The sequence below is a fragment of the Emticicia sp. TH156 genome (genome assembly GCF_002855535.1).
In the GTDB taxonomy this organism is placed as follows: Bacteria; Bacteroidota; Bacteroidia; order Cytophagales; family Spirosomataceae; genus Emticicia; species Emticicia fluvialis.
Genome location: NZ_PKRS01000001.1, coordinates 111,876 through 137,741, shown reverse-complemented (window position 1 = coordinate 137,741; position 25,866 = coordinate 111,876). Strand labels below are relative to the sequence as shown.

Here is a 25,866-nt window from a genome sequence, read left to right as displayed (position 1 = left end):
TGATTCTATGTGAAGTTTTCAAGAAGCTTTGTTGATTCTCAATCTTCAAGATAAAAACCTCCTGAAAAGAAAAAAGCCCTCGATTGAGGGCCTTTTCTGGAAAAACTATGATGAAACAATTCTACTTAATATTTTTGAATTATTCGTTCAAATATAATAAAATATTTGTGCAAATTATTGTGTTATCCACAATTTTGTGCTGTTCAGGTTTGTTCCGCCTGCAGCTGCTTTAAAGTTGTCTGCATTGTAGGTGATTTCGTCGTCCGGATACACAAAACGTTGGTAAGTACCGAAGTTACCAGTGTAATACTGTGAATTTGAAGTTGAAACCGGCGTTTTATCACCTGTTCTTCTTTTCAATGTCCAGGCATCAAATGGTTGTCTGAACTGGTCAATCCATAGCTGGGCATATATCTGTTTCAAGGCAGTAGCAGGGTCGGCAGCGTAAGCCACTACCGGGCTCGACAGCAAAGTGCTGATTTCTGCATCGGTTGCTGTAGCAGATGAAGGTTTTGCTACTGTCCAAACCGGCGATTTAAACGCAATGCCTTTCCACATATTTACCGATGCTTTTATACCCGACTCATATTCTGCTTTGGCTGTGGCAGCGTTGGCTGCAACACCCATACCTCTGTTGTAAATTTCGGCTTTGATAAAACGCACCTGCGCTGCTGTAAGGATAAGTTCAGGGATAGTGGTTAGATCCTGCTCGAAATACAAATTAACCGGCGAATACAGGTTGCTGGCGCCTTTATCGCTCCAGGCTGTGTAACGTTTTTTGTCATAAGGTGTACCACCTTCTGTAGGTGTTACGCCTGAAACCGGGTTTTGCGGATATGCAACCCACTCGCCTGCGTTGTTTGGTTCATAAAATATACGGGCACGCGGGTCAAATATACCACTACCGTCTTTATTGTCATTAGCAGACATCAGGCTCCACATAGTTGAACCCATTCTTAAGTAGCAGTTAGCAGAAAAAGACCACTCACGCCATTGTAGAGAAAGGTTCAGGTCCGCTGGCCAGATTCCTACGTTTTCAGTGTCGCCAAGCAAAGGTTTGGTTAGCGCGTCTGTAATATGAGCAGTTGCTAAAGCCTGATCTTTGTTGTAAATAGTGGCAGCTATATACAAGCGCAGGCTATTGGCAAACCGGATCCATTTACTGATGTCTCCTTTGAAAAGTGTTTCATAGTTACCCAACGAATACTGAGAGGCATCGGTTTTCAGGTTATCAACTGCCCATTTCAGGTTTGTCAGAATATCTGTGTATATTTCCTGTTGGGTATTGTATTTTGATTTATACACACCCACGCCTTTATCTGCTGCCAAAGCAGCATATCCGGCCTCTTTGTAAGGTACTGCACCGTAGTAGTTTGTCAGTTTAAACGACTTGTAAGCCATAATAGTTTTAAGCATAGCCGACACGTTGTTCATTGAGGCAGGGTCTGCACTTTTAGCAATTCTGTCTTCAATTACTCTTACGTTACCAAGGGTATAGTAGTAGTTCTGCCAAACATCATTTTTGGCGTTGTCGTATGGGTAAGAACCAGAAGTAATGGCGGCCTGCTGTGTAATGGGGTACAACCAGGCATTCATAACCGATTGTTCTCCGGCTGTCAATGGCAGTGAACTGATTACCGCATTGAACATCTCTGGCGTTGAGGCGCTGTTGGGTTTGTCCCACGGAGCGTTTATTTCCTCAAAATCATTCTTACATGATACTGCCGTAATCAGTAAGGTTACTATAAATATTTTTGATAGATATTTCATGATTCTGTGTTTAATGGATTATAACCTTGCTTTTAATGAGATACCTAAATCACGAGTGCCCGGGAATTGCGACCATTGGAAACCTTGGGCGTTGCCAATACCGTTAATAGCCTCAGGATTCATTCTGTCAGGCAAGGTTGTGAATAAATAGAACAGGTTACGGCCAACAAACGATACGTCAAGCCCCTGAAGGAATTTAGTACGTTTTACAATAGCTGACGGGATAGAGTAAGTAAGGTTTACCTCACGAAGTTTGGCCCACGAGTTTTCGAAAACCAGGTTGCTTCTTGGCATTTTTACGTTAGACCAACCCATGTATTGTCCTGCATATTTATACATATAATGTACCACGTCTGTATTTTTGGTTCCGTCGGCAAATACGCCTTCAAGAATCACACCGTGGTTAGCTGTGCTACCATCAGGATAAGTATATGGTAAACCACCACCGTTTCTTTCTGTTAATGTGCTTGGCGACAAACCATGACCAACTGAAGCACCGTAGTCTGCCGAGTAAATATCACCACCCAGTTTGAAGTCGGTCAGGATATACAAGCTGAAGTTTTTGTAACGGAAATTATTAGTTAAACCACCTGTCAGTTTCGGTGTTGTGTTGCCAATAGCAACCGGGTCTGCAGTGGTTACATATTGTGTACCAACTACTTTACCGGTTGTTTTATCAACCACTGGTTTAACCACTTTCTGGCCGTTTAAGTAAGTATAGTCGTATCCGTAAATTGTGCCATAGTTTTCACCTGCTTTTACATACATCAAGGCGCCGTTTGTTCCCCAAAGGTCAGCAATCGGATAACGCTCAATACCGTCAGCCAATGAAATAACCTTGTTTTGGTTATGTGCACCGTTCAAAGCAAGATCCCATCTGAATGAACCAGAGTTAACAGGTGTAGCTCTTACAATAAACTCGAAACCTTTATTTGCCAATTCTCCTGTATTAAATGTTACTGCAGTAGCACCTGAAGAAGTAGCCAGCGATGAGCTCAGAATCTGGCTGGTTGCTCTTGTCTGGTAGTAAGTTAGTTCCATGCTTAATTTACCGCCCAGGAAGCCTAACTCAGTACCAATTTCAAATGATTTGTTTCTTTGTGGTTGCAATAAGCCAGCCGGAGGCAACGTAGTTTGTAAACTACGAACCGGCAGACCACCAAAAGAAGTTGCGGCTGTACCATTAATAGTGTTGGTAATGGTAGAGGTATTATAAGTGTACTGGGTCAGGTAAGGATTAGTACCGTTAGCACTCTCGGCCAAAGATACTTTCAGTTTACCGTAGCTTAGCACGTTCTGATTTTTGAAGGCGTCAATTGCCTCAGTAAACACAAAGCTCAAGCTTCCTGATGGGAAGAAGTATGACGAAGTAGCAATTGGAAGGGTAGACGACCAGTCGTTACGGCCTGTTAATTGCAAGAACAGGTAGTTGTTGTAAGAAAGGTCGGCAATGCCAAACAACGAGTTCAGGTTTAAATCATAGCGGGTTTCACCGGTTGTGATTTTGGTTTTATCCAGGTTGTTGTTCAGGTAATACTTGAACGGTACGTCAAAGTTACCGGCGTTCCAGGTATTTACACCATGGCTTCTGCTGCGAAGAGCCGAGTTACCAATTAACAAGCTACCGTTAAATTTAGAGCCAAACAAACCGTCTTTATGTAAGGTTGTGAATGCCTCAAAGTTCAGGTCGGTATTGTTGATGTTTTCCATACCATAAGCTCCCTGAATACCCGCAACATCCACAGGCGTATTTTTGCTTTCGATGCTGGTAGTTGAATTGTTTAACGACGTACGACCGGCGATGTTCAACCACGGCGTGATGTCTGCCGATAAACGGATTGAACCTAACAACTGATTGCGTGATAGTCTCTGGTTGTTTTCGTAGAATTTCCAGAACATATCCTTAAAAGCATTGTTGTTGTAAGGATAATATTTGAATGGAGAAGTCTGGTCAAAAATGTTTTTGCTTCCGTTTGATAGTTTGTAAGTGTCAAACTCTAACGGGATGTAATCGCGTGACATACCGTGAATCATAAAGTTTGCCCAACCGTTATCGTTGGCAGACTCAGGCGTGTTCAGACGGTTATAGTTCGTATAGCTGGTAGTGATTTCAGCTTTAACTTTTTTCGAAATGTTTAATGACGAACCCAGGTTTACATTGGTCTGGTCATAGTTGCTGTTCGGCACAATAGCTTTGTTGTCTAATCTGGTCAAACCCACTCTCAAAGTTCCGTAGTCTCCGCCACCGCTGAACGACAAGTTATGCGTAGTAGTGTTACCGGTGTTAAAGTAAGCTTTTCTGTTGTCTGGTTGTGGAGCCCATTTGCGTTTAACGCCGTCCCACCAGATAAGTTCAGTGCCATCCAGTTTATGTCCCCATGATGAAGCCGGGCCATACCAGCTGAAAATATCCCAAGATGAATAACCACCCGGAATAGGGCCACCACTGCGGTAGTTATTGTTTACGTCCTGTGCATCCCATGGGTAGTTACCAGGGTAGCGCAATTCGCCTTTTGAAGTTGTTGGGAAAGGTTGCGTTGCCGACCAAAGGGCAGATGCCCCACCATAACCGTACTCGTTTTGTACATCCTGAAAACGGTAAGCCGTTGTTGATAGCGACGAGAAGTTATAGTCTAAACCAAAACCTTCTCTTTTACCACCTTTTTTGCTGGTTATCATAATAACCCCGTTAGCGCCACGTGCACCGTAAAGCGCAGCTGCGTTGGCGCCTTTCAGGATGGTGATATCCTCTACCTCGTCAGAGTTTACAAAGTTCAGGAACGAACCCCAGTCTTTAGGGCTGGTTACGTCGCCACTTTTACCTTGTGTACCGCCAACGGGGTCGTTTTGTACCTGTATACCGTCAATAACTATCAAAGGCTGGTTGCTGCCCAGGATACTGTTATTACCACGGATAACGATTCTCTGAGAGCTGCCCTGCACACCGTTTGGTTGAGAGATGTTCAGACCGGCAGCTTTACCCATCAAACCAGATGCGATATCTGGCGGGGCAGCCTGTACCAGGTCTTTCGATGCCACCTTCTGGGCCGAGTAACCAATAGATTTTGATTCTCTCTTAATTCCCAATGCCGTTACAACTACCTCGTTAAGTTGTTTGGCATCTTCAACCATCTCAATGTCAATAATTGAGCGTCCGTTAATGTCAATGTTCTGCGTTGTAAAACCAATAAAAGAAGCAACAATTGTGCTTTTCAGATTAGGTACAGTAAGTGTGTATTTACCTTCTGTGTCAGTAATGGTTCCGTTAGGGGCGCCCTTAACGGCTACAGAAACGCCGGGCAGCGGCTCTCCGTTCGTTGTTACCTTACCTGTAATGGTCTGGGCTAATACCGGCAGGCTGAAGCCCATCAAAAGTATTACCACCAACTTTGGTAAAAAATTTCTCATATAAATTTGACTTGGGTTAAAAATGATTGCTTTGAAAATCGGTAAAATCAGCTGAATGGTGCATTTTCAGAATCGGCATTGAAGCATAACAGGAAAATGACCACTCAGGCAACGTGCTGTTATCTTGCCGGGCGGCAAGACAAGTAAACGTTTTTATGAGGGTGTCCTACTATATACTTTGCTTCCATAGATAGGCTAGATTTAGTTAATTTTTAGCTATACTCTGACGATTTAAGGTTAAACATTCTTATAGTAATGGTCTTAAAATACTCCGTTTTACGGGTAGCGAAAACAGGAGATAAAAAGCAAAACTTATATGGTGGATTAAGAATGCGGTTCAAAAAAATCAATATAAAATTGATATAGTGATACTTTTTGATGCGAACAGATTTTTAAAAAAATCTTAAATGTGGTTACAAACATAAATAAAAATTGATTAATAAAAACTAATTATTAAATTTTTTTAAAAACATATGAAGTCTTATTAAATTTTATATGATATTTAGGCCTGATTTGCAAAAAAGCCTGATTCAAGAAAAAGTCTTGCTGTTTTTTTAATAAATTGCTTACTGTTTTTTAAAATTCACCCTATACGAAAATATAAAATCATAACCGGAGCCCACTTAAAAGCGCCTGCCTGTTTGTTATGAGCCTAACCTCATTAAATTATTATAAACAATGTCAGAAGTATCTCTCGATAACGATCTTGAAGTGACCAGTAGAGAATCGGTCATCGATATCAAAAAAAACAGACAGAAAAAGGGCATCGTCTCTGAGTTGTATCTCAACGAAACCAATACCATAGCAGAGCTTTCTCACTCATTACACATCAGTATTCCGTCAATTACCGCACTTATTGAAGAACTGGTTGAAGAAAAATGGATTATTGAAACAGGATTTGGGGTGTCTAAGCAGGGCCGCCGGCCGGCTATATACGGCATAAATCCCAAAGAAAAGTTTGTAATGGTGCTAGACATCAACACACACGACACCAAGGTTTTTCTGCTTAACCTCCGTAATCAGGTCATTTTTACACAGGTTTTTGATTTACAGCTAAAAAACAATCCTATCTTTCTTGAAACACTTTTTTCGTTGGTAGACAACGTAATAGAGCAGAAAATAACGAAGGGTAAAAAACTGATTGCTATCGGGGTTTCTATCCCGGGTCTGGTCAATAAAAATACGGGTATCAACTACACCTATAAAAGCCTTAACAGCGAGAATAAATCGCTGGCCAAATCAATTGAAGAGCATTTCAGGCTTCCAGCCTATGTATTGAACGATTCTAAAGCCAATGCATTTGGCGAGTATCGATTCGGGCTGGCCAGAGGCAAGCATCATGTGTTGTCTATTAATGTTGACTGGGGCATTGGTCTGGGAGTAGTAGTAAACGGTGAAATATTTGACGGCGCCTCTGGTTTTGCCGGAGAGTTGGGGCATATTCAGGTGAATCCTGATGGCGTGCTTTGCACCTGTGGAAAAGTAGGTTGTCTTGATACCATAACCTCGGCCTCGTCCTTGCTTAAAAACATCAAAGACGGCCTAAGACATGGTAAAGTGTCTAAGTTGGGTGAATATAAAGACAAAATTGAAGACATTAACCTTGAAATGGTAATTGAGGCTGCCCAACAGGGCGATGCCTTTGCTATTGACATAATACACAACATAGGCTTAGAACTGGGCAAGGGTTTGTCTATAGCTGTGCATTTATTTAATCCTCAGATTATTATTATTGACGGCGTGCTGTCTAAAGCGCAGAAACTCATCGTAAACCCGATAGAACACGCCATTAATAAGTATTGCTTAACCGACTTCAAGGAAGATTTAAGAATTGAAATTTCTCAACTGGGCGAAAACGCCAAAATATATGGGGTGCATACCTATGTGGTTGAAAACCTGCTGAAAACCGCTTAAGGGCAGCCCGAATTTAATTATTAACCTATTTGTTAAATGCAGCATCAGAATAGAAGAGATTTTATTAAAACTACCTCTTTGGCTGGTATAGGCCTGCTGGCAGGTACCAATGCCTTTGCCGCTGGTTTCCCGACTGTGAGGGTCGCGCCAGACAAAAGAAACTTTACCAGCCCGGCCATTGAGGCCACTATTGCGCGCATAAAAAAGTCTGTAAAAGACCCTGAACTGGCCTGGTTGTTTGAAAACTGTTTCCCCAATACGCTTGATACAACGGTTATTTTCAAAACCAAAAACGGCCGACCAGATACGTTTGTAATTACGGGTGACATTCATGCCATGTGGCTGCGTGACAGCTCGGCCCAGGTATGGCCTTACCTGCCTTTAATCAAGCAGGATGACCGCCTGAAAGACCTGATAGCGGGGGTAGTTAACCGCCAGACCGAGTGCATACTCATTGACCCTTATGCCAATGCGTTTAACGACGGGCCGGGTAAGTCGGAGTGGTACTCCGACCACACAGACATGAAACCTGAGTTGCATGAACGTAAATGGGAGCTGGACTCACTGTGCTACACCGTTCGGCTGGCCTATCATTACTGGAAAACCTCGGGCGATACCAGTATTTTTGATGCCAGATGGTTTCAGGCAGCCAGACTGATTATTGCCACCTGCAAAGTGCAACAGCGCTTTACCGACAGGGGGCCTTACCGTTTTGGTCGTACCACCTCCTGGTCTACAGATACTGTACCCGGTAATGGCTATGGTAATAATACCAAACCAAACGGGCTGATTCACAGTATTTTCCGTCCTTCCGACGATGCCACCCAGTACCCGTTCCTGATTCCTGCCAATCTGTTCGCGGTTGTTTCTTTCCGTCAGCTGGCCGAAATATCAGAGAAAGTGCTGAATAATACCGCCTTTGCAACAGAATGTAAAGCCCTTGCCAACCAGGTTGAAACAGCTATTAAAAAATATGCTGTCATCAAACATCCTATCTACGGGCCAGTATATGCCATGGAGGTAGATGGTTTTGGTAACTGCCTGTTACAAGACGATGCCAACGTACCCAACCTGTTGAGCCTGCCGTATCTGGGGGCGGTAAAAGCTACAGACCCGGTGTATCAGAACACCAGACGTTTCGTGCTGAGCGACAGCAACCCGTATTTCTTCAAAGGCAAAGCTGCCGAGGGAATCGGAAGCCCGCATACATTGGTTAATCAGATTTGGCCCATGAGCATCATTATGCGTGCCATGACATCCACTAGTGAGCAGGAGATAAAGGCCCAGTTGTATTACCTGAAAACCACACATGCAGGCACAGGTTTTATGCATGAGTCTTTCGATAAAGACAATGCCTCTCAGTTTACACGCAAATGGTTTGCATGGGCCAACACGCTTTTTGGAGAGCTGATTCTGAAAATTGAACGCGAACGGCCGCATTTATTAAACGTATAACGAAACGGTGTTTCGTTCGTTGGGGCTGTCTAAACCATAACCAGTAATTATTATTGATAAACAAGAGAATAAGAAAACAAGACACAGAAGGTACCAATTCCTTTGCTGCGCTAAACTTTCTTTTCTCATTATAAGTAAAATGAAAAAAACGCTAGTCACACTTATCATTGCCGTTTGGGCGCACACACTTTCTGCTCAGCAACACTCAGAGCAGAATCATGATAAATATGTTGTACCCACCGACCCCAAAGTAAAAGAAAAACTAAACCAGTGGCAGAATGTAAAGTTTGGTTTAATGATGCACTGGGGTACTTACAGCAAATGGGGTATTGTAGAAAGCTGGAGCCTTTGCCCTGAAGACGAAGGCTGGTGCGAACGCAAAGGCCCTTTCAAAGACAACTGGTACGAATACAAAAAAGCATACGAAGACCTGCCGAAGTCTTTCAATCCCATTCAGTTTAATCCTGACAAATGGGCTGCGGCAGCTAAAAATGCAGGTATGAAATACTTGGTTTTTACCACCAAACATCACGATGGTTTTGCGATGTTTGACACCAAACAAAGCGATTATAAAATTACTAATACACCTTTTGCCTCTAACCCGAAAAGCAACATTGCCAAAGAGGTTTTTGCAGCTTTCCGTAAAGACGACTTCATGATTGGCGCCTATTTCTCTAAGCCAGACTGGCATTCTAACGATTACTGGTGGTCATATTTTCCACCAAAAGACCGTAATCCGTCGTACCATCCGGCCAGATATCCAGAAAAATGGAAGGCTTTCAAGCAATTTACCTACAACCAGATTGAAGAATTGATGAGCGACTACGGCAAGATGGATATCCTCTGGCTTGATGGGGGTTGGGTACGTCCGTTCAGCACTATCGATTCCACAGTTTCATGGCAGAGAACCATTCCTTTCGACCAGGACATCGATATGCCACGCATTGCCGGAATGGCAAGAAGCCATCAGCCGGGTTTGCTGGTAGTAGACAGAACCGTAAGTGGCGAATTTGAAAACTATGTAACGCCTGAGCAACAGATTCCGGACCATTACATGCCAATACCCTGGGAAACCTGTATGACCATGGGCGATTCTTGGAGTTATATACCAAAAGAGAACTTTAAACCGGCCAGAAAATTAATTCATATTCTGACCGACGTAGTATCAAAAAATGGTAACTTGCTTTTGAATATTGCGCCGGGTCCTGAGGGAGATTTCCATCCAGAAGCGTATCAGCGTCTGGAAGAAATTGGTAAGTGGATGCAGGTAAATGGGGAGGCCATTTATAATACAAGAGGTGACAACGAACTGGGTAAACAAAACAAACTGGTGTTTACGCATAATGGCAATACTACTTATGCCATTTATAGGGCTGATGAAGGCGAAACGCTTCCTGCCAGTATTGAAATCAGTAAACTTACATTGGCCAAAACGGCAACCGTAAGTTTATTGGGCAGCAAGGAGAAAATAAAATGGATGGCAAAGGATGGTAAAATAGTAGTTGAAATTCCGGAAAAAGCCAGAAAATCTGCAGGTAACAGCTATGCATGGGTGTTGAAAATTAACAGATAACAGGATATGAACCGCCGGCGATTTCTGAAAAATAGTGCAATTGCAGGAACCATGATAGGAGTTGAATCAAAAGCAGCATCTGCCCGTAAAAAGGCATTTAGGGTAGCCTACTTGTCAGATGTGCATGTTTCACCCATTCGCGAGGCAGAAGCCGGCATGGCCAGAGCTTATCAAAGCGCCAATATGCTGTCTCCCAGGCCGGATTTTATAATCAACGGCGGTGATGCCATATTAGACGCACTTGAAAACACCAAACAAGGTACCAGCCAACAGTTCAACCTTTTCAGCAAGTTATTGAAAGAAAACAACAGGTTGGAAGTTAAACATCTTATCGGTAATCATGATATATGGGGATGGTTTAATAAAACAGCAGATTTAAAAGGCGACAACCTCTATGGCAAACAGTGGGTTGTAGAAGAGTTCCGGATGCCCAAACGGTATTACACTTTTACAAAAAAAGGCTGGAAATTCATTATGCTTGACTCTACCCAGCTTTATCCTCAGGGCGGCTTTATGGGTCAGATTGACCCCGAGCAGTTGGAATGGCTAAAGGCAGAGCTAGACAATACCCCGGCACAGCAGCATATTTGTGTTTCCTCTCATATACCCATTTTATCAGCGGCAGCCAGTTTGTTTTTTGATAAAATGCCCGAAAACGGCGACCTGCTGCAACCGCACTATTTAATTCATACCGATGCGCATGCGTTAGTGAACCTGTTCAGAAATTATCCAAACGTAAAGGTTTGTTTAAGTGGGCATTTGCACATGCAAGAGGCGCTTACCTATCAGGGAGTAACGCATTATAATAATGGGGCGGTTTCAGGTAATTGGTGGAAAGGCCCTTTCAGAGACTTCGAGCCTGCCTATGCCATACTTGATTTTTATGATAACGGCACCGTTGACCGTGCATTTGTGAAATATTAAAAGAAGCTCAATAACCTAATACAAACAAAATAATGCAATCGAGAAGAAAATTTATACGCTGGTCGGCTTTTAGCTTACCATTCCTGTCGGCAAGCAGGGCATTTTCTAACACAAAAACCATAGCCGGCAAACCCATTGTGGTTTCCACGTGGGACAGCGGCCTGGCCGTGAACGCCGAGGCCTGGAAAGTGTTGAAAAAGAACGGCCGCGCGCTCGATGCCGTAGAGGTAGCAGCCAATTCAATCGAAGATACCATTAATTGTTGTGTAGGGTTGGGGGGGAATCCTGACCGTGACGGAAAAGTAACACTTGATGCCTGTATTATGGACGAAAAAGCCAACTGTGGCTCAGTAGCATTTTTGCAGCACATCAAACACCCTATTTCGGTAGCCCGCAAACTGATGGAAACCACCCCGCATGTAATGTTGGTAGGCGACGGCGCCTTGCAGTTTGCCTTAGAAAATGGTTTCAAAAGAGAGCCTGATAAGTTATCGCCGGATGCTGAAAAAACCTATAAAGAATGGTTGAAGAAGTCTGAATACAAACCTGTAATTAATATAGAACAACAGCAGATTAAAGCTCGTAAAAATGGTAGCGGCCCGTTTGCCCCGAGTTATTTTGAAGACGGTACCGCCAACCACGATACCATGGGTACCATTGCCATGGATGCCTCAGGTAACCTTTCAGGTGCCTGTACTACCAGTGGTATGGCATTTAAACTGCACGGAAGGGTAGGAGACTCCCCCATTATTGGTGCCGGTCTGTTTGTGGATAACGAAGTCGGTGCTGCCACTTCCTCTGGTCAGGGAGAAGAGGTTATCAGAGTTGCCGGTACCCACCTGGTGGTCGAAATGATGCGCCTGGGCAAAACGCCTGAAGAGGCCTGCAAAATAGCCGTAGAGCGTATTGTAAGAATTAACCCTGAAAAAGCCAAAGGCTTTCAGGTAGGTTTTATTGCCATCAATAAACAGGGCGAATACGGTGCCTATTCTATTCAGCATGGTTTCAGTTATTCCGTTACGCTGGCCGACGACGGCGGCAAGGTATTTATGGCAAAGAGCCATTTCCCTAAGTAATTGATAAAATAATAACCTGTTGATTCAGGTACTCAGGCGTGTTGCGGTATCAAACCGCGGCACGCCTTTATTCAACCTGTAAACATGAAAAAATACCTTCTAATACTAACAACACTGGTAAGTCTGCAAACATACGCCCAGTATCAGCCCAACTGGAATAGCCTCGACCAGCGCCCCACGCCAGACTGGTTTCAGGATGCCAAGTTCGGAATCTTTATTCACTGGGGAATCTACTCTGTGCCTGCCTGGGCAACCAATTCTAATGCCGACGGCTTTGGCAGTGGCTACGCCGAATGGTACTGGCAGCGGCTCTTTGCGCCTAATCTAAAAATTCATAAAGAGTTTGTAGCGTTTCATGAAAAAAACTACGGCAAGGCTTCGTATCAGGACTTCGTGCAGCAGTTTAAAGCAGAAATGTTTAAACCAGAAGATTGGGCCAGGATATTTGAGCAGGCCGGTGCCAGATATGTAGTCCTTACGTCAAAGCACCACGAGGGTTTTACACTCTGGCCCAGTGCCCAGTCTTGGAACTGGAATGCCGTTGATGTGGGCCCGCACCGGGACCTGGCCGGAGATTTATCTAAGGCAGTAAAGGCCAGAAATCTGCACATGGGCTATTATTATTCTTTATACGAATGGTTTAGTCCGGTTTATAAAAACGATGTAAACAAGTATGTGAACGAACGGATGATTCCACAAATGAAAGACCTCGTAACCAGATATCAGCCCGATATTCTTTGGACAGACGGCGAATGGGACCACCCTGCCAAAACCTGGCAAAGCGAAGAGTTCCTGGCCTGGCTGTATAATGATTCGCCCGTAAAAAGCAGTGTGGTTGTTAACGACCGCTGGGGTAACGATACCAAGAGTAAACATGGCAGTTTTTATACGTCTGAGTACGGTCATGGCGGCACTGACAATTTGCCGACCAATGGATTTGCCAGACCCTGGGAAGAATGCCGAGGTATTGGTGAATCTTTCGGCTATAACCGCAATGAAAATCTGGAAGTTTACCAGACAGGCGAGCAACTGGTGCACCAACTCGTAGATATTGTTGCGCGCGGAGGAAATTTTCTGCTTAACATAGGGCCAACTGCCGACGGCAGGATTCCGGTTATTATGCAGCAACGATTAAAAGAAATAGGCGACTGGATGAAGGTAAACAGAGAAGCCATTTATGGCTCTCGCAAATGGGACAAAGCCCCCGCCTATGCAAAAGATTCAAAGCTGCATTTTACCCAAAAAGGCGCTAATATCTATGCCATTTGCAGCAAATGGCAGGATAACATCATAATTGAAAATATAGAAAAACCCACCAAAGTAAAATTGCTGGGTTTTAACGGCGATATTAAGTTTACATACAAAAACAAAGTACTTACCATAGTTGCCCCGCAGGTAAACCCTAATACTATTCCGTGCCAGTATGCCTGGACTTATGAACTATCTAATGCCCATAAATAATATGCGCCACCGTAAGACCTTCAACAATCTGCTTTTTATTGGTCTTTTGGCTGTCAGCCAGACATTCGCCCAGACCCCCAGTCAAGACTGGCTGGTGCGTCCTTTTATGCAAAAAAGTAAAGTGAATGTTCTGCAGAACGGACTTATGCTTGAAATTACGAACGGATTGGTTAGCCGCCGGATAAAAATCAGTCCGAACGCAGCCACCGTCAGTTTCAAAAACCTTTCAACCAACGAACAATTTGTGCGTTCGGTGAGACCCGAGGCACGGGTGGTTATCAATGGCAAGACCTTTAATGTGGGTGGGCTATACGGGCAAAAAGAACACGCGTATCTGTTAGAAGAGTGGATATCCGGGTTATCTGCCGGGCCAGACGACTTCAAATTTGTGCGTTATGAAACAGGAGAAGTAAAACCTCATTTTGACTGGAAACCCACCACATGGACAGCCAACCCTAAACAACCCAAAGGTAAAAGCCTTATGCTGTTCTTTCAGTCTGGTTTGCCGGAGTTGAAAGGTATCGAGGTAGCAGTGCATTATGAAGTTTTTGATGGTATCCCGTTGCTTAGTAAATGGGTTACTATCAGTAATCAATCGAAGGGGGCATTCAGGCTGACACAGGTTGTAAATGAGATTCTGGCCACACCAGAAGAAGAATCGGCGGTAGTAGGTAAGCCTGAGAAGATGAAAAAACCGCAAAAGATATACATAGAAAACAATTATGCTTACAACAATGCCATGCGCTATGAGCTTTCAGACCAGGCCACACATTGGAAGATAGACAGTACTTATACATCGCAGGTGAATTACAATTTCGAAACCCCTTGTGTGGTAGAAGTGTATCCGACTTTAGGCGTAGGTATAGACCTGGCATCCGGAGCAAACTACAAATCCATCCGCACGTATGAACTGCTTCTGGACAGCTACGACAGGGAAAGAAACGGTTTGGCCCGCCGTAAAATGTATAGTGCCATTGCACCCTGGACAACCCAGAACCCCGTCTTTATGCACCTCATCAGCACAGACCCCTCCACCGTGAAGGGTGTAATTGACCAATGTGCCGAAACCGGCTACGAAATGGTGATTTTAAGTTTTGGCAGTGGCCTGAATATGGAAGATGCGTCAGATGCGAACATCCGGAAGTTTAAAGAACTGGCTGACTATGCCCATAGTAAAGGAATTAAACTCGGGGGTTATTCATTATTCAGCAGCAGGCGGATTGATGATGCGAACGATGTTATAGACCCAGTAACGGGTTTGCCTGATAAAGGCGCTTTCTTTGGCCATGCGCCTTGTCTGGCCAGTGAATGGGGAATTAATTATATCAAAAGCCTGAAAAAGTTTATCAGTGAAACCGGATTTGACCTGCTGGAACATGACGGCCCGTATCCGGGCGATGTGTGCGCTTCTACCAGACACCCCGGCCACAAAGGTTTAGATGATTCGCAATGGGTACAGATGCAAATGCAAAAAGAGTTTTATCAATGGCTCAATGCCCGTGGTGTTTATATTAACGCGCCCGACTGGTATTTTATGGATGGCTCACACAAAATTGCGCTGGGTTACAGAGAGGTTAACTTTTCGCTTTCAAGAGAGCAACAGAAAATACTGAACCGCCAGAATATTTTTGATGGCACCTGGGATAAAACTCCATCAATGGGCTGGGGTTTTGTGCCACTTACCAAATACCAGGGTGGCGGAGCCGAAGCAGTATTAGAGCCTCTGAGCGAACACCTGAAAGACTACAAACAACTCATGATGCAGTATTACGGAGCAGGCATACAGGCGTGCTATCGCGGCCCTAGGTTATATGATACCCCGGAAACAAAAAAAGTAGTAACTGAAACCATTAAATGGTATAAAAAATACAGAGATATCCTTAATTCTGACATCGTACATCTGCGGCGCCCGGACGGCCGCGATTGGGACGGTATCATGCACGTGAATCCTGCTTTGGCTACCAAAGGCCTGGTTATGCTGTATAATCCTCTAAAAGAAAACATCAACCGTAGAATTAAGCTGCCGCTCTATTATTCTGGCTTAACCAAAGTAGCTAAAGTAAGAGAACAAAGCGGCAAAGCAACTGCTTATCCATTAAACCGTGATTATTCTATTGAAATAACAGTTCAGCTACCTGCTGAGGGTTACACCTGGCTGGTAATTGAATAAATGCAAAACCAAATCCAAAGAAAAATGAAAGTTAAATCCTGGTTATTATCGTTACTGATGCTGTCAGTAGTGGCACATGCTGTATCTGCACAAAACAAAGAATTTAAGGTGGTAGGTTATTACACGCCTTCCATCCCGGCTGAAAAATTGCCTATGCACCTGCTTACGCATATCAATTATTCGTTTGCCATTCCGGCAAAAACCGGAGACACCCTGTTGCCACTGGGCAATCCTGAGTCGCTGAAAAGCCTGGTAAAAGTGGCACATCAGCATAAAAAATCGGTGTTTATTTCTATTGGGGGCTGGGGTATTGGCGATGGCGGCGGAGACGACACCCGTTTTCATAAAATGGCTGAGCGCGCCGAAGGGCGCCATACGTTTGTAAGAAACGTTTTGCAGTTTGTAAGAACGTATGGCGTTGATGGAGTAGATTTAGACTGGGAGTATCCGGATGAAGACAGCCCGTCAGCCGACCATTATGTAAGTCTGGTTTCAGAGCTGGCAGATTCCCTGCATAAAAAAGGCAAGCAACTTACCGCAGCCGTTATTTCTTATGGCAAAACGGGTGGTGGAATCAAAAAAGCAGCATTTGACAAGATGGACTGGCTGAATCTGATGGCTTATGACGCTGATTACGGCCCGAGTTATGTTATTGCACACTCACCCTACTCATTAGCTGTAAAAAGTCTTGACTACTGGATTAAAGAACGCGGCCTGCCAGCGCACAAAGCCGTGTTGGGCCTACCCTTCTATTCAAAAAAAGGTATGGGTAACTATGGTCCGGGTTATAGCGATTTAATCAAAGACGGCGCCAGTGCGTACGATGATTACTGGAAAGGCGCCTTTTATAACGGAACAATCACCATTGAAAACAAAACCAGACTGGCCAAAAAACGCGGCTGCGGAGGTGTAATGATATGGGAAATAGCACTTGATACTACCGATGACACGTCTTTGCTGAAAGCGATTCAACGTAGTAAATAAAAAATAACCCTTAATGCCCCTCTCTCCGGTATCAGAGAGGGGTAAGGGTAAATACCTTCAACATTCTCTTCCTCTATGCGGCGAAAGCCGTTGCTGCTTTTTTCAGAATCACCCAATGATGGGTTTTATACCCGGCTCTTCTCCTGCATAAGGTTTATTTTTTGTTTAATTTCAGGTTTTTTTATTGGCTGATACAACTTTTTGACCCTTTTACGCATTAACACTAAAAGCCAAGTTTAAACTTTGATTCTAACCTCTACAATCGAACGTCTGCGACAAAAAGACGCTGCTGCTCAGAAAGAAATTTTTGAGCATTATGGCAGTTTTTTGTATCGGATTGCGTACCGTTACGTACGTGAGCGAATGCTGGCCGAAGATTTAATGGTTGATTCGTTTCTGAAGATTTTTGATGGCATTATCCATTTCAGATTCGATAACCTGCGATCGTTTGAGGCCTGGATGAAAAAAATTGTGGTGAATGAGGCATTAATGCTACTGCGCCGGCAGGCAAGTTTTCATCTGATGCCTGAAAGTGAAGCGGTGGATGTACCAGTTGATGATCATATACTCGACAGGATTTCGACAGAGGAGATTTACAGGCTGATTGCCGAATTACCCGATGGGTACCGTACGGTTTTTAACCTGTATGCCATTGAAGGTTACACACATAAAGAAATTGCAGAACAACTGCAGATAAGCGAGGGAACCTCAAAGTCGCAGTTGAACCACGCACGCAAATTATTGCAAAAGAAATTACAAATAGCTAATAAAAGTCATGCAAACAGAGAACTTTTATAGTAAAATCAGAGAAAATCTTGAGAATTCTGACTTTAGCCCCGATTGGGATAAAAGCCGGGTGTGGCAGCGCATTGAACAAAAACAAGATGTTAAGAAGCGTTTCGTATGGTGGAAAGCCGCTGCAGCAGGAATAGTGATGCTTGGCCTTGCCGGAGTTTATGGAGTGCTTGCAGACAAAACTAGCATAATGGCCAATAAAATGGAGCCTCGTCATTCACCATCTGCTAAATCTCCACAACCGCTTTCAGTAGAAGCCCGGTTTAATGAATCTGATTTGGTAGCGCTGAAAGACAAGCCACAAGAGCAGAATACGGGTCGGAAAGCGCATAAAAAGAATGGCCGGTCTTTAAACGAAGTGAAACCATTTGTGCCGGAGCCAAACGAAAACTCCAATGAAACGTTTGATAATCTGGTAACTACTGAAGACGGCGAGCAGGAGTTTAGCTACAACAATGTAACATCAAGAAATGAGCCGGCTTATGTACGCCCTGTTATTTTTGACGCCCCCATTATCTTCAGACCCAGTAAGCCTGTTGATAAAGTTGCTGCGGCAGTTGCCCCTGCCAAACGAGAAAGGGTAGCTATACTGGAGATTCCTGAAGATGAAGACGATTATGTAATTGCTCCAAAAGAGAAGAAAAAAAGCCGCCAGGAACGCCTTGCCAGGCAGGTTGATAAAACCCCTGAGGCCGCAGATCCTAACAAACCTAATAAGATATGGGCATTTGTGAAGCAGAGTTTCAAAAATGAATCCATACCTGCCGATTCTACCGTTAAATAATGGCCTGTTACTTCGTATCTTTAATGTATTACCTGCCATGAAGAAGTTCTTTTTGCTGCTGTTGTTGGTTGTAGGTACTGATACCTATGGCTTTGCAATGATAAACAGTGCAGCAATAGACTCAATAGTGGTAAATATAGGCAAGCGAAAAAAGATTGTATTGTGGGGCGCAACACAGGAAGACCTGAAGGCGCTGGAAAAATATGACCTGAACCGCATTGTAAGACAAATGAATCAGGATCTGGCAGAGATGCCCTCGAATGTCAGACGCAGTATCAGGCAAGACTACGAAGGCAATACCTTTACCAAAGAAACCACCCGCCAGCAAGAGTTAGAGGGGCTTACTCCGTGGCAAAGGCTTACCAGAAACACCTATCTGAATCTGTCATTGGGTTTTAGTTCGGCCAGGTATCTGCAAAGAGGAAATTCAGTGTATAATCCCTACAAAAACACATCAGATTTATTCAGACAAAAGACGTTCGCATCGCCAAATATCAGTATTGGGCTCATGCGCCAGGAGAGTTTTATACAAACAGGCAGAAAAGAACTATTACTGCATTATGGATTTGATATCAGCTGGTATTACCTGAACCGCGACATCAATAACAGGGTTTCATACCTGCTGCGCGCAAGCAATACCAATGTTGCCGGGTTTGACACCGTTGCCGTTTACAGGCCGTCGCCTGCTGGAAACTATTATACCATAGATAACCTGGTGGGTACTGCTGGCCCCAAAGCAGAATCGGCTTACAATCAATCTTTGTTTTATATCAATTTCAAGATAATACCCACTGTTAATTTCTATGGTAATTCAAACCAGAAAACCTTTCATTTTGGTTTCGGAGCTTATATAGGAAGATTAATAGGCGGTAGCCAGATTTACCCTGAGATAAAATCAATTAACCAGCAGGATGTAAAAATTCCTATAAAAAGCAAAGATAACCCCTATCGTTACGGATTAATTCTGAACCTGGGCTACAAGGCGTTTACTTTTTTTCTGGAGGGAGATGTCAATAACTTCTTCCAGAGCCGCAACACGCGTAGTAAGTTTCCGCCTTATGAAACTGTTGATATGAACTGGTCTCAGAATCTGACAACCTTCGGCATCAGAATAGGCCGGTAATGAAAAATCTCCGGAGAGCCCTCCGGAGATTTTTGCTTTATAATATATTTTACAAACGCTTATTTTTTGTACAATACGCTTTTCACAGCATCAATTGTACGTTTTACGTTTGGCAATGTAGCTTCAATTAAAGTTGGCGCATAGTGCAAAGGAATATCCATATTATTAACACGAATAACGGGCGCATCCAGGTAATCGAAAGCGTAACGTTGTAAGTGATAAGTGATTTCTGACGAAATAGCCGCCAATGGCCATGCTTCTTCTACTACCACGCAACGGTTGGTTTTCTTCACAGAGTTAATTACAGTAGCGTAATCGATAGGTCTTACTGTACGCAAGTCAATCAACTCAACTTTAATGCCTTCTTTTTCCAATTCTGCAATGGCAGGTAAAACTACACGCGGAATCATTTTTCCGAAAGAAACGATGGTAACATCAGAGCCTTCGCGTAGCACGTTAGCTTTGCCAAGCGGAATCAGGTATTCTTCCTGTGGTACTTCACCTTTATCGCCGTACATCACCTCCGACTCCATGAAAATAACCGGGTCGTTGTCTCTGATAGATGATTTCAACAAACCTTTGGCATCGTAAGGGCTATGCGGTACCACCACTTTTAAACCGGGCGTATTGGCAAACCAGTTTTCAAAGTTTTGTGAGTGTTGTGCACCCAGCTGCCCGGCATTACCGGTTGGCCCACGAAATACAATCGGACAGGTATATTGCCCGGCTGACATGGCCATCATTTTAGCTGCTGAGTTAATAATCTGGTCAATCGCTACCAAAGAAAAGTTAAACGTCATGAACTCAATAACCGGACGTAACCCGTTGGCTGCTGCTCCTACACCAATACCGGCAAAACCAAGCTCGGCAATAGGAGTGTCAATCACACGTTTAGGGCCAAATTCGTCCAGCATTCCTTGGCTTACTTTATATGCACCGTTGTATTCGGCTACTTCTTCACCCATCAGAAAAACGTTCTCGTCACGTCTCATTTCTTCTGAAAGGGCTTCGCGCAGGGCTTCTCTAAATTGTATCTCTCTCATTGTGGCTTAGAATAAAAGCTTATTTTTTTGATGTAAAATTAGGTAATTCATTCGGAATTCTCAAATTTGCATGAACATACATCTATGAAAATTTAATTAATCTTTTCTGCCCCCGGCAGCAGTGCTTCCAGATTTACCTTACACTTCATACCAAATGAACAAACTTAAAGCATATTTGGCAGTTAATTCAACAGCATTTGCTGTATTTACCTCCATAGCTGCCTTTTTTACCTATCTGTGCTTTTATCCGTTCAGGCGCGCCTACACTGCCGCTACTTATGATGACCTTTATTTCTTTGGCATTCATTATAAAATACTAATTATTACGGCTCAGGTATTGGGCTTTGCAGTATCTAAAGGTCTGGGTATCAAATATGTGTCTGAATTGGCACCGGCCGCCAGAGCCCGTAATCTGATGTTCATTATTTTGGTGTCATGGGTTTGTTACCTGTTTTTTGCTTGGGTTCCGGCGCCTTACAATCTGTTTTTTATTTTTCTGGCCAGCCTGCCTTTAGGTATGGTGTATGGTATTATGCTTGGTTTTCTGGAAGGCCGGCGTGTAACTGACCTGCTTGTGGCCGTGCTTACGGCGTCTTTTATTATGGGTTCTGGCTTTGCCAAAAGCATTGGTAAATGGGTTATGGCCACGCTGGAAGTAAGCGAATCCTGGATGCCATTTGTAGCTTGCGCCATTATGATACTACCCTTTGGTTGTTGCGTAAGGCTAATGGGACAGATACCGCCGCCCAGCGAGAAAGATAAAGCCAGTAGGTCGGAACGAAAACCCATGCGGAAGCCAGACAGGCAAGCATTTATTAATGAGTTTACACTGACCCTTACTATTTTTGTGGTCTCTTATATTTTGCTTACAACCTTCCGAGAGTTTCGCGATAACTTTGCCCCCGAAATATGGAAAACCCTCGGCTATGGAAATAACTCAGCCATTTTTACCCAGACAGAAATACCCATTGCTATTGCTGTGTTACTATTGATGGCCGCCATGCGCTGGGTGCAGAACAACTACATGGCTTTTGTTCTTATTCAGTGTCTCATGCTTCTGGGTGGAGCCCTGATTGGGCTAAGTACATTGCTATATCAGCAAGGGGTAATATCGCCAGTTGTCTGGCTCACCACGTTGGGTCTTGGCTTGTATATGGCCTATGCCATGTGTAATAGTCTTTATTTTGAGCGGATGATTGCGGCCTTCAAACGTTCGGGTACTGTGGGTTTTATGATTACCTTTGCCGATTATTACGCATATCTGGGCAGCATTCTGGTACTGTTTTACAAGAACTTCTTTCAGAAAAGCATCAATTATCACGAGTTCTTTATTTATTTGGCTTATGCCGTTTCGGTTATTTATGTGGTTTTAATAGGCTTATCTATGTGGAGGCTCAATCAATATCATCAGGCTCTGACTCTTGATAAACCGGATGAAACTGAAATAATTAAGCCATAAAGGCTGCCCTGTCTATACAGATATGATATGCCTTTCGTTTTTATTACCTGTTACATAAGATGAATATTTTTCTGATTCCGACCATATTGGCCCCCGACACACAGACCAGTGTGTTGTCGCCCCAGATAGTTGAGGTAATTACAAAGGTTGATATTTTCTTTGCTGAGGATATACGTACTGCCAGGAGGTTTATCAGTAGCCTGAAGGTTGGGAGGGTGATAGACGAGCTTACGTTTCATGAACTAAACAAAGACACACCACAAGACCAGACACTGGCTCAACTGAAAAAACTAAAAGCTGACGCAGGCATTATAAGCGAGGCCGGTTGCCCCGGTATTGCCGACCCCGGTGCTGTTGCTGTTGGCTTTGCCCATCAACTGGGTTATAAAGTCAGGCCTTTGGTGGGGCCCAGTTCCATTTTACTGGCATTGATGGCTTCCGGCTTTAACGGGCAAAGCTTTACTTTTCATGGATACCTGCCTATTGAAAAAGCTGCCAAAGTGAAAGCCATTAAAAGTCTGGAACAAACAGCAAAGAGTAAGAGCCAGACACAGATATTTATGGAGACCCCATACCGTAACAACCAGATGCTGGACGACGTGCTGCAAAATCTGGGTGCGGAAACATTGCTGTGCATTGCTGCCAACATTACAGCTGAAGACGAACTGATTAGAACACTACCAGTAAAAGAATGGAAAAAGCAAAAGCCAGATTTGCATAAAAAACCTACGATATTTCTGATACTTTAGTTATCCTTTTCAAGCATATACCCGTGGCGTAGCAGGTCATCTTGTGAATTTATTTGAAAGGTTTTTCCTTCTCTTATTAAATACAGATCATCGCTCATATCCATAATATGCCGGTACAGATGGTCAGTAAGGATAATCCCTTTTTTAAGTTTTTCTTTTGCAATTATTTCTTTCAGTTTTTCAACATGAAGAGGCATTAGATGAGAGAAGGGTTCATCAAGCATAACAAATGCTACTGCTGACTTCAGAATAACCATTGTCTCAAAGAGCCTTATTTCTCCACCGGAAAGAGCCCCCAGTTTCTGCTTGCTATATTTATCAAATATTGGAAAATCTTCTATAATATCTTTCAGATTCACTTCATACAAATTACATACCTGCTCAATTTTTAAATGTTTGGGTATAAATGCTTTTTGCGGCAGATACCGGATAGCCCCCGGCGAAGTTAACAGCGTGCGTTTATACTGGCCGTTTATACGAACCGATTGAAAATTACCCCGAACCGAGCCGAATATAATTCTCATCAGGCTGCTTTTGCCGCAGCCGTTACGGCCCAGAAAACCCGTCACCTTGCCGGTTTCGGCTCTTACATATACATCTGAGAGAATGCTGCGTGCTCCAAATTCAAGATAGATACTGTCAGCTTCAAGTAGATTTTTCGTCATATCAATGCAGTTAAATACAGGCCGGTCAAAAATAAAAGCCAATCCAAAATCAAGGTAAAAAGTATAAGTTGGTTCTGTCTGATACCCAGGTTCTCATAAAACAGAAACGCATCAGTTTTATAATAAAATTTCAATAGAATTGCCGTTAAAACAAGCGTAATGGTTTTTGAAAAGACAAACAGTGAAGCGCCATCCTTAAACTGATGATAGGTGTATAAAAGCCCCAGGCTAACCATTAAAGTAAAGGGGCTTGTTCCCTTATAGTAAATCCAGATGGCATGTAATTGTACTTTGCGCATGGTGTCGGTTTATAAATCAGGTTTCATTTGCTAAAGTCGGATATATTGGTTCCATCTCAAAGTCAACACAGTGGCATCAGCAGCTATTTAACATTATTTAAGTGAAATGGCGATACTGAACAATGCGCAGGCTGCACTGGCACAGGTTTTTATCGTAAGTATGGTAAGTTTTATCAAATGCCTGAAACAGAGAATTAAAATAGACATACTATGAAATCCGTCATCCCCACACAAAGAGAAGGAACATCTTACGATACCGTATCAGAAGAGAGTTTTTCAACTGAAAAGCAGGCAAAGGCACAATTTCAGATTTCAAAACAAAGACTATTGGCTGTGAACCATTGGCATGAAGTAATAGGAAGCGATAATCTGAAGTTTAAACTCTTAGACGCCCGTGCTGAACCGGCAGACCGTTTACCCATGGTAGGTGATTATATAAAAATAGAAATACCTGGCCCTACGAACACCTCAGGCGAGGGGTACGATTGGGTAATAATTGAAGATATCGTGGAAGATGAGCGCGTGCATGAGGAATTTATTTCCATAACCATAAGGCCTTCGGCTAATCCGCAGAAAAAAACCAGGAAAGAAGAAACCGCCCATTTTTTTGATGACACCGCCACCAATACTTTTATTGTGAAACGTAAAGAAATGAAGCTAAAAGCAGAAGTGCATGGCCGTAACGAGAAACCCAATATTGAAGGTGTGGGGCTAATAGATAAAATCAGAAATACCTTTGTTGCTTTTGGTGGCATTTTAGGCGCCAGTAAATTACAATGGAAGAGCCTGACCGACGGTTTGCTGGTTTAAGAAATGGACGGCTAGCGGCGTACATGACCAAAGTTCCATTTGGCCAGTAACTCATATCTATTGGTTGGCGCCGAACTAAGCACCTGCGCCGAGAAGCCGTTACCCCAGCAGCCACGTGCTTCAAGTATCAACCTCTTGTTGCTTACACCTATACCGGCAATTATGCCCTGTTCGGTTTTGCGGTCAAAGGCGTTGTTGAGGTCTGTGCGACCTCTGTCTTTGTCTTCAATCACACTTCTGTCGGCAATAATCACTGCATTTGAGATTCCTGCAAGTGCATAAACCGAAGGCTTGCCAATATAAAATGTATATCTGAACAGATTCTGAAGCCCCAGATACCGGATATCGTATCGGAAACGACTTTCGGCATCGGTGGCTGTGCTTTTCAGGGCGTATGTATGTAACTCATTAACAATTGCAAATTTGCCACGGCCACGCCCGAATACGTAGTTTAGAAAAACTCCTCCGGCTGGCGTTAAATTGCCATTACCCTTTACGTAAACATAATTAGGCGGCACAGAGGTTGAAACAATATGCATAATCTGAGAATATCCGGCACCCACTACGGGGCCATATTCCCATTTTCCATGGTTGTTGAGACCCATTTCTGGCTGTGTAACAATCCTGAAGCAATCATTATAACTATCTATCAGGTTCTTGAGGTCTTTTGCATAGTAATCAGTATTCATAATGGGCAACTTTTTGCAGGCATCTGCCAGCATTTCTTCCAGTTGAATCTGATACTGCTTTAATTTGGCGGTCTGGTTTCCGGTTTCTATGATGTGGTACACCAAAGGCTCAAGTCTGTTATGAACTTTTACCAGAAAATGTTCTTCCGAGTCTTTATCTACAAAGTAATAAAGCATAGCTCTCCCAGATGCCAGCACTCTTACAAAAGCATTTCTCCGGGTTAGTTTTTTATTGCGGTTGGCATAGGCTGCCAGGCTTGGAAACACCTCTTTGCTACCGTTACGGGGGAATTTTTCGATATAAAAACTTAATGAAGCGTAAGTTTCCTGATTAAAATCTATGATAAATCCGTCCAGTTCTGCGCTGCTGTAAACAAAACTGGGTTGGTTCAGTTCTCGCTTGAAAAATATCTCAAGGGGGCTCTTAATCCATTCTTTATAATCAATATATCCGCTCAGGGTATCGTTCTTGGCGGTTATCAGCCTGCCCCTAACAAAATTCCTCTGGGCAAGGCTAATCCCGGCAATAATAACAAACTGAAGTGTTAGTAATAGTTTAGTTTTCATAACCCTGGCGTCCCAGTATTCAATGATATTGAGCAATTTTTAAATATTTCAGGTTCCAACCTGAAATATTATAGAGCGAATAAACGTAAAATTTTACATTTCAACAACTAAACGCCTGATTATTATATACTTAGGTATTTTTGATTAT

The 25,866-nt window shown here is 43.3% G+C and carries 20 protein-coding genes; 14 read left to right on the top strand and 6 right to left on the bottom strand.

Features of this window, described 5'->3' with window-relative positions:
* Positions 1 to 174: 174 nt before the first annotated feature.
* Both C0V77_RS00585 and C0V77_RS00580 read right to left on the bottom strand, forming a co-directional pair.
* Complete coding sequence (locus tag C0V77_RS00585) at positions 175 to 1,770, bottom strand: SusD/RagB family nutrient-binding outer membrane lipoprotein (protein WP_101724371.1); 1,596 nt, start codon at positions 1,768 to 1,770, stop codon at positions 175 to 177.
* Positions 1,771 to 1,788: 18 nt separating this feature from the next.
* Positions 1,789 to 5,178: a SusC/RagA family TonB-linked outer membrane protein gene (locus C0V77_RS00580; protein WP_216824386.1), complete on the bottom strand. Its 3,390-nt coding sequence runs from the start codon at positions 5,176 to 5,178 to the stop codon at positions 1,789 to 1,791.
* A 678-nt stretch (positions 5,179 to 5,856) separates the two neighbouring features.
* Here C0V77_RS00580 and C0V77_RS00575 point away from each other — a divergent pair.
* The 11 genes from C0V77_RS00575 to C0V77_RS00525 all read left to right on the top strand — a co-directional run bounded on the left by C0V77_RS00575 (position 5,857) and on the right by C0V77_RS00525 (position 19,437).
* Positions 5,857 to 7,092: an ROK family protein gene (locus tag C0V77_RS00575; RefSeq protein ID WP_101724370.1), complete on the top strand. Its 1,236-nt coding sequence runs from the start codon at positions 5,857 to 5,859 to the stop codon at positions 7,090 to 7,092.
* A gap of 36 nt (positions 7,093 to 7,128) precedes the next feature.
* Complete coding sequence (locus tag C0V77_RS00570) at positions 7,129 to 8,547, top strand: glycoside hydrolase family 125 protein (protein ID WP_101724369.1); 1,419 nt, start codon at positions 7,129 to 7,131, stop codon at positions 8,545 to 8,547.
* A 139-nt stretch (positions 8,548 to 8,686) separates the two neighbouring features.
* Complete coding sequence (locus tag C0V77_RS00565; RefSeq protein ID WP_101724368.1) at positions 8,687 to 10,120, top strand: alpha-L-fucosidase; 1,434 nt, start codon at positions 8,687 to 8,689, stop codon at positions 10,118 to 10,120.
* A 6-nt stretch (positions 10,121 to 10,126) separates the two neighbouring features.
* The gene (locus C0V77_RS00560) at positions 10,127 to 11,044 is read left to right on the top strand and encodes a metallophosphoesterase (protein ID WP_101724367.1); all 918 of its coding nucleotides are present in this window, start codon (positions 10,127 to 10,129) and stop codon (positions 11,042 to 11,044) included.
* Positions 11,045 to 11,076: 32 nt separating this feature from the next.
* Entirely contained in the window at positions 11,077 to 12,120 is a 1,044-nt protein-coding gene (locus C0V77_RS00555; RefSeq protein ID WP_101724366.1) for an isoaspartyl peptidase/L-asparaginase family protein, read from the top strand.
* Between the two features lie 84 nt (positions 12,121 to 12,204).
* The gene (locus C0V77_RS00550) at positions 12,205 to 13,581 is read left to right on the top strand and encodes an alpha-L-fucosidase (RefSeq protein WP_101724365.1); all 1,377 of its coding nucleotides are present in this window, start codon (positions 12,205 to 12,207) and stop codon (positions 13,579 to 13,581) included.
* A gap of 1 nt (position 13,582) precedes the next feature.
* On the top strand, positions 13,583 to 15,751 hold the full coding sequence (locus C0V77_RS00545) for an alpha-galactosidase (RefSeq protein ID WP_229236167.1): 2,169 nt from the start codon (positions 13,583 to 13,585) through the stop codon (positions 15,749 to 15,751).
* A gap of 24 nt (positions 15,752 to 15,775) precedes the next feature.
* Positions 15,776 to 16,735: a glycosyl hydrolase family 18 protein gene (locus tag C0V77_RS00540; RefSeq protein WP_101725001.1), complete on the top strand. Its 960-nt coding sequence runs from the start codon at positions 15,776 to 15,778 to the stop codon at positions 16,733 to 16,735.
* Between the two features lie 243 nt (positions 16,736 to 16,978).
* Positions 16,979 to 17,533, top strand: coding sequence for an RNA polymerase sigma factor (locus C0V77_RS00535; protein WP_101724364.1), 555 nt, complete (start codon positions 16,979 to 16,981; stop codon positions 17,531 to 17,533).
* The gene (locus C0V77_RS00530) at positions 17,511 to 18,314 is read left to right on the top strand and encodes a hypothetical protein (protein ID WP_101724363.1); all 804 of its coding nucleotides are present in this window, start codon (positions 17,511 to 17,513) and stop codon (positions 18,312 to 18,314) included. Before C0V77_RS00535 ends, C0V77_RS00530 begins: the two co-directional genes overlap by 23 nt.
* Entirely contained in the window at positions 18,280 to 19,437 is a 1,158-nt protein-coding gene (locus tag C0V77_RS00525) for a hypothetical protein (protein ID WP_101724362.1), read from the top strand. Before C0V77_RS00530 ends, C0V77_RS00525 begins: the two co-directional genes overlap by 35 nt.
* A 59-nt stretch (positions 19,438 to 19,496) precedes the next feature.
* Here C0V77_RS00525 and C0V77_RS00520 read toward each other — a convergent pair whose 3' ends face one another.
* On the bottom strand, positions 19,497 to 20,480 hold the full coding sequence (locus C0V77_RS00520) for a pyruvate dehydrogenase complex E1 component subunit beta (protein WP_101724361.1): 984 nt from the start codon (positions 20,478 to 20,480) through the stop codon (positions 19,497 to 19,499).
* A 154-nt stretch (positions 20,481 to 20,634) separates the two neighbouring features.
* Between C0V77_RS00520 and C0V77_RS00515 the strand changes: the two genes are divergently transcribed.
* Both C0V77_RS00515 and C0V77_RS00510 read left to right on the top strand, forming a co-directional pair.
* Positions 20,635 to 21,939, top strand: a complete 1,305-nt coding sequence (locus C0V77_RS00515) for a DUF5690 family protein (protein WP_101724360.1) — start codon at positions 20,635 to 20,637, stop codon at positions 21,937 to 21,939.
* 59 nt (positions 21,940 to 21,998) lie between these two features.
* Positions 21,999 to 22,688, top strand: coding sequence for an SAM-dependent methyltransferase (locus tag C0V77_RS00510; RefSeq protein WP_101724359.1), 690 nt, complete (start codon positions 21,999 to 22,001; stop codon positions 22,686 to 22,688).
* On the opposite strand, the gene C0V77_RS00505 is transcribed toward C0V77_RS00510, so the two are convergent.
* Entirely contained in the window at positions 22,685 to 23,353 is a 669-nt protein-coding gene (locus C0V77_RS00505; RefSeq protein WP_101724358.1) for an ATP-binding cassette domain-containing protein, read from the bottom strand. The two genes, C0V77_RS00510 and C0V77_RS00505, sit on opposite strands and share 4 nt — an antisense overlap.
* Positions 23,350 to 23,652, bottom strand: coding sequence for a hypothetical protein (locus tag C0V77_RS00500; protein ID WP_101724357.1), 303 nt, complete (start codon positions 23,650 to 23,652; stop codon positions 23,350 to 23,352). The genes C0V77_RS00505 and C0V77_RS00500 overlap by 4 nt, the downstream gene beginning before the upstream one ends.
* A gap of 210 nt (positions 23,653 to 23,862) precedes the next feature.
* Here C0V77_RS00500 and C0V77_RS00495 point away from each other — a divergent pair, with 210 nt between their 5' ends.
* On the top strand, positions 23,863 to 24,462 hold the full coding sequence (locus C0V77_RS00495) for a hypothetical protein (RefSeq protein ID WP_101724356.1): 600 nt from the start codon (positions 23,863 to 23,865) through the stop codon (positions 24,460 to 24,462).
* Positions 24,463 to 24,473: 11 nt separating this feature from the next.
* On the opposite strand, the gene C0V77_RS00490 is transcribed toward C0V77_RS00495, so the two are convergent.
* The gene (locus C0V77_RS00490) at positions 24,474 to 25,754 is read right to left on the bottom strand and encodes a hypothetical protein (RefSeq protein ID WP_158237854.1); all 1,281 of its coding nucleotides are present in this window, start codon (positions 25,752 to 25,754) and stop codon (positions 24,474 to 24,476) included.
* Positions 25,755 to 25,866 lie beyond the last annotated feature (112 nt).

Excerpts from the sequence above, each read along its gene's own strand:
- C0V77_RS00585 (WP_101724371.1), bottom strand. The coding sequence starts at position 1,770 with ATGAAATATCTATCAAAAATATTTATAGTAACCTTACTGATTACGGCA.
- C0V77_RS00580 (WP_216824386.1), bottom strand. The coding sequence starts at position 5,178 with ATGAGAAATTTTTTACCAAAGTTGGTGGTAATACTTTTGATGGGCTTC.
- C0V77_RS00575 (WP_101724370.1), top strand. The coding sequence starts at position 5,857 with ATGTCAGAAGTATCTCTCGATAACGATCTTGAAGTGACCAGTAGAGAA.
- C0V77_RS00570 (WP_101724369.1), top strand. The coding sequence starts at position 7,129 with ATGCAGCATCAGAATAGAAGAGATTTTATTAAAACTACCTCTTTGGCT.
- C0V77_RS00565 (WP_101724368.1), top strand. The coding sequence starts at position 8,687 with ATGAAAAAAACGCTAGTCACACTTATCATTGCCGTTTGGGCGCACACA.
- C0V77_RS00560 (WP_101724367.1), top strand. The coding sequence starts at position 10,127 with ATGAACCGCCGGCGATTTCTGAAAAATAGTGCAATTGCAGGAACCATG.
- C0V77_RS00555 (WP_101724366.1), top strand. The coding sequence starts at position 11,077 with ATGCAATCGAGAAGAAAATTTATACGCTGGTCGGCTTTTAGCTTACCA.
- C0V77_RS00550 (WP_101724365.1), top strand. The coding sequence starts at position 12,205 with ATGAAAAAATACCTTCTAATACTAACAACACTGGTAAGTCTGCAAACA.
- C0V77_RS00545 (WP_229236167.1), top strand. The coding sequence starts at position 13,583 with ATGCGCCACCGTAAGACCTTCAACAATCTGCTTTTTATTGGTCTTTTG.
- C0V77_RS00540 (WP_101725001.1), top strand. The coding sequence starts at position 15,776 with ATGAAAGTTAAATCCTGGTTATTATCGTTACTGATGCTGTCAGTAGTG.
- C0V77_RS00530 (WP_101724363.1), top strand. The coding sequence starts at position 17,511 with ATGCAAACAGAGAACTTTTATAGTAAAATCAGAGAAAATCTTGAGAAT.
- C0V77_RS00525 (WP_101724362.1), top strand. The coding sequence starts at position 18,280 with ATGAATCCATACCTGCCGATTCTACCGTTAAATAATGGCCTGTTACTT.
- C0V77_RS00520 (WP_101724361.1), bottom strand. The coding sequence starts at position 20,480 with ATGAGAGAGATACAATTTAGAGAAGCCCTGCGCGAAGCCCTTTCAGAA.
- C0V77_RS00515 (WP_101724360.1), top strand. The coding sequence starts at position 20,635 with ATGAACAAACTTAAAGCATATTTGGCAGTTAATTCAACAGCATTTGCT.
- C0V77_RS00510 (WP_101724359.1), top strand. The coding sequence starts at position 21,999 with ATGAATATTTTTCTGATTCCGACCATATTGGCCCCCGACACACAGACC.
- C0V77_RS00505 (WP_101724358.1), bottom strand. The coding sequence starts at position 23,353 with ATGACGAAAAATCTACTTGAAGCTGACAGTATCTATCTTGAATTTGGA.
- C0V77_RS00500 (WP_101724357.1), bottom strand. The coding sequence starts at position 23,652 with ATGCGCAAAGTACAATTACATGCCATCTGGATTTACTATAAGGGAACA.
- C0V77_RS00495 (WP_101724356.1), top strand. The coding sequence starts at position 23,863 with ATGAAATCCGTCATCCCCACACAAAGAGAAGGAACATCTTACGATACC.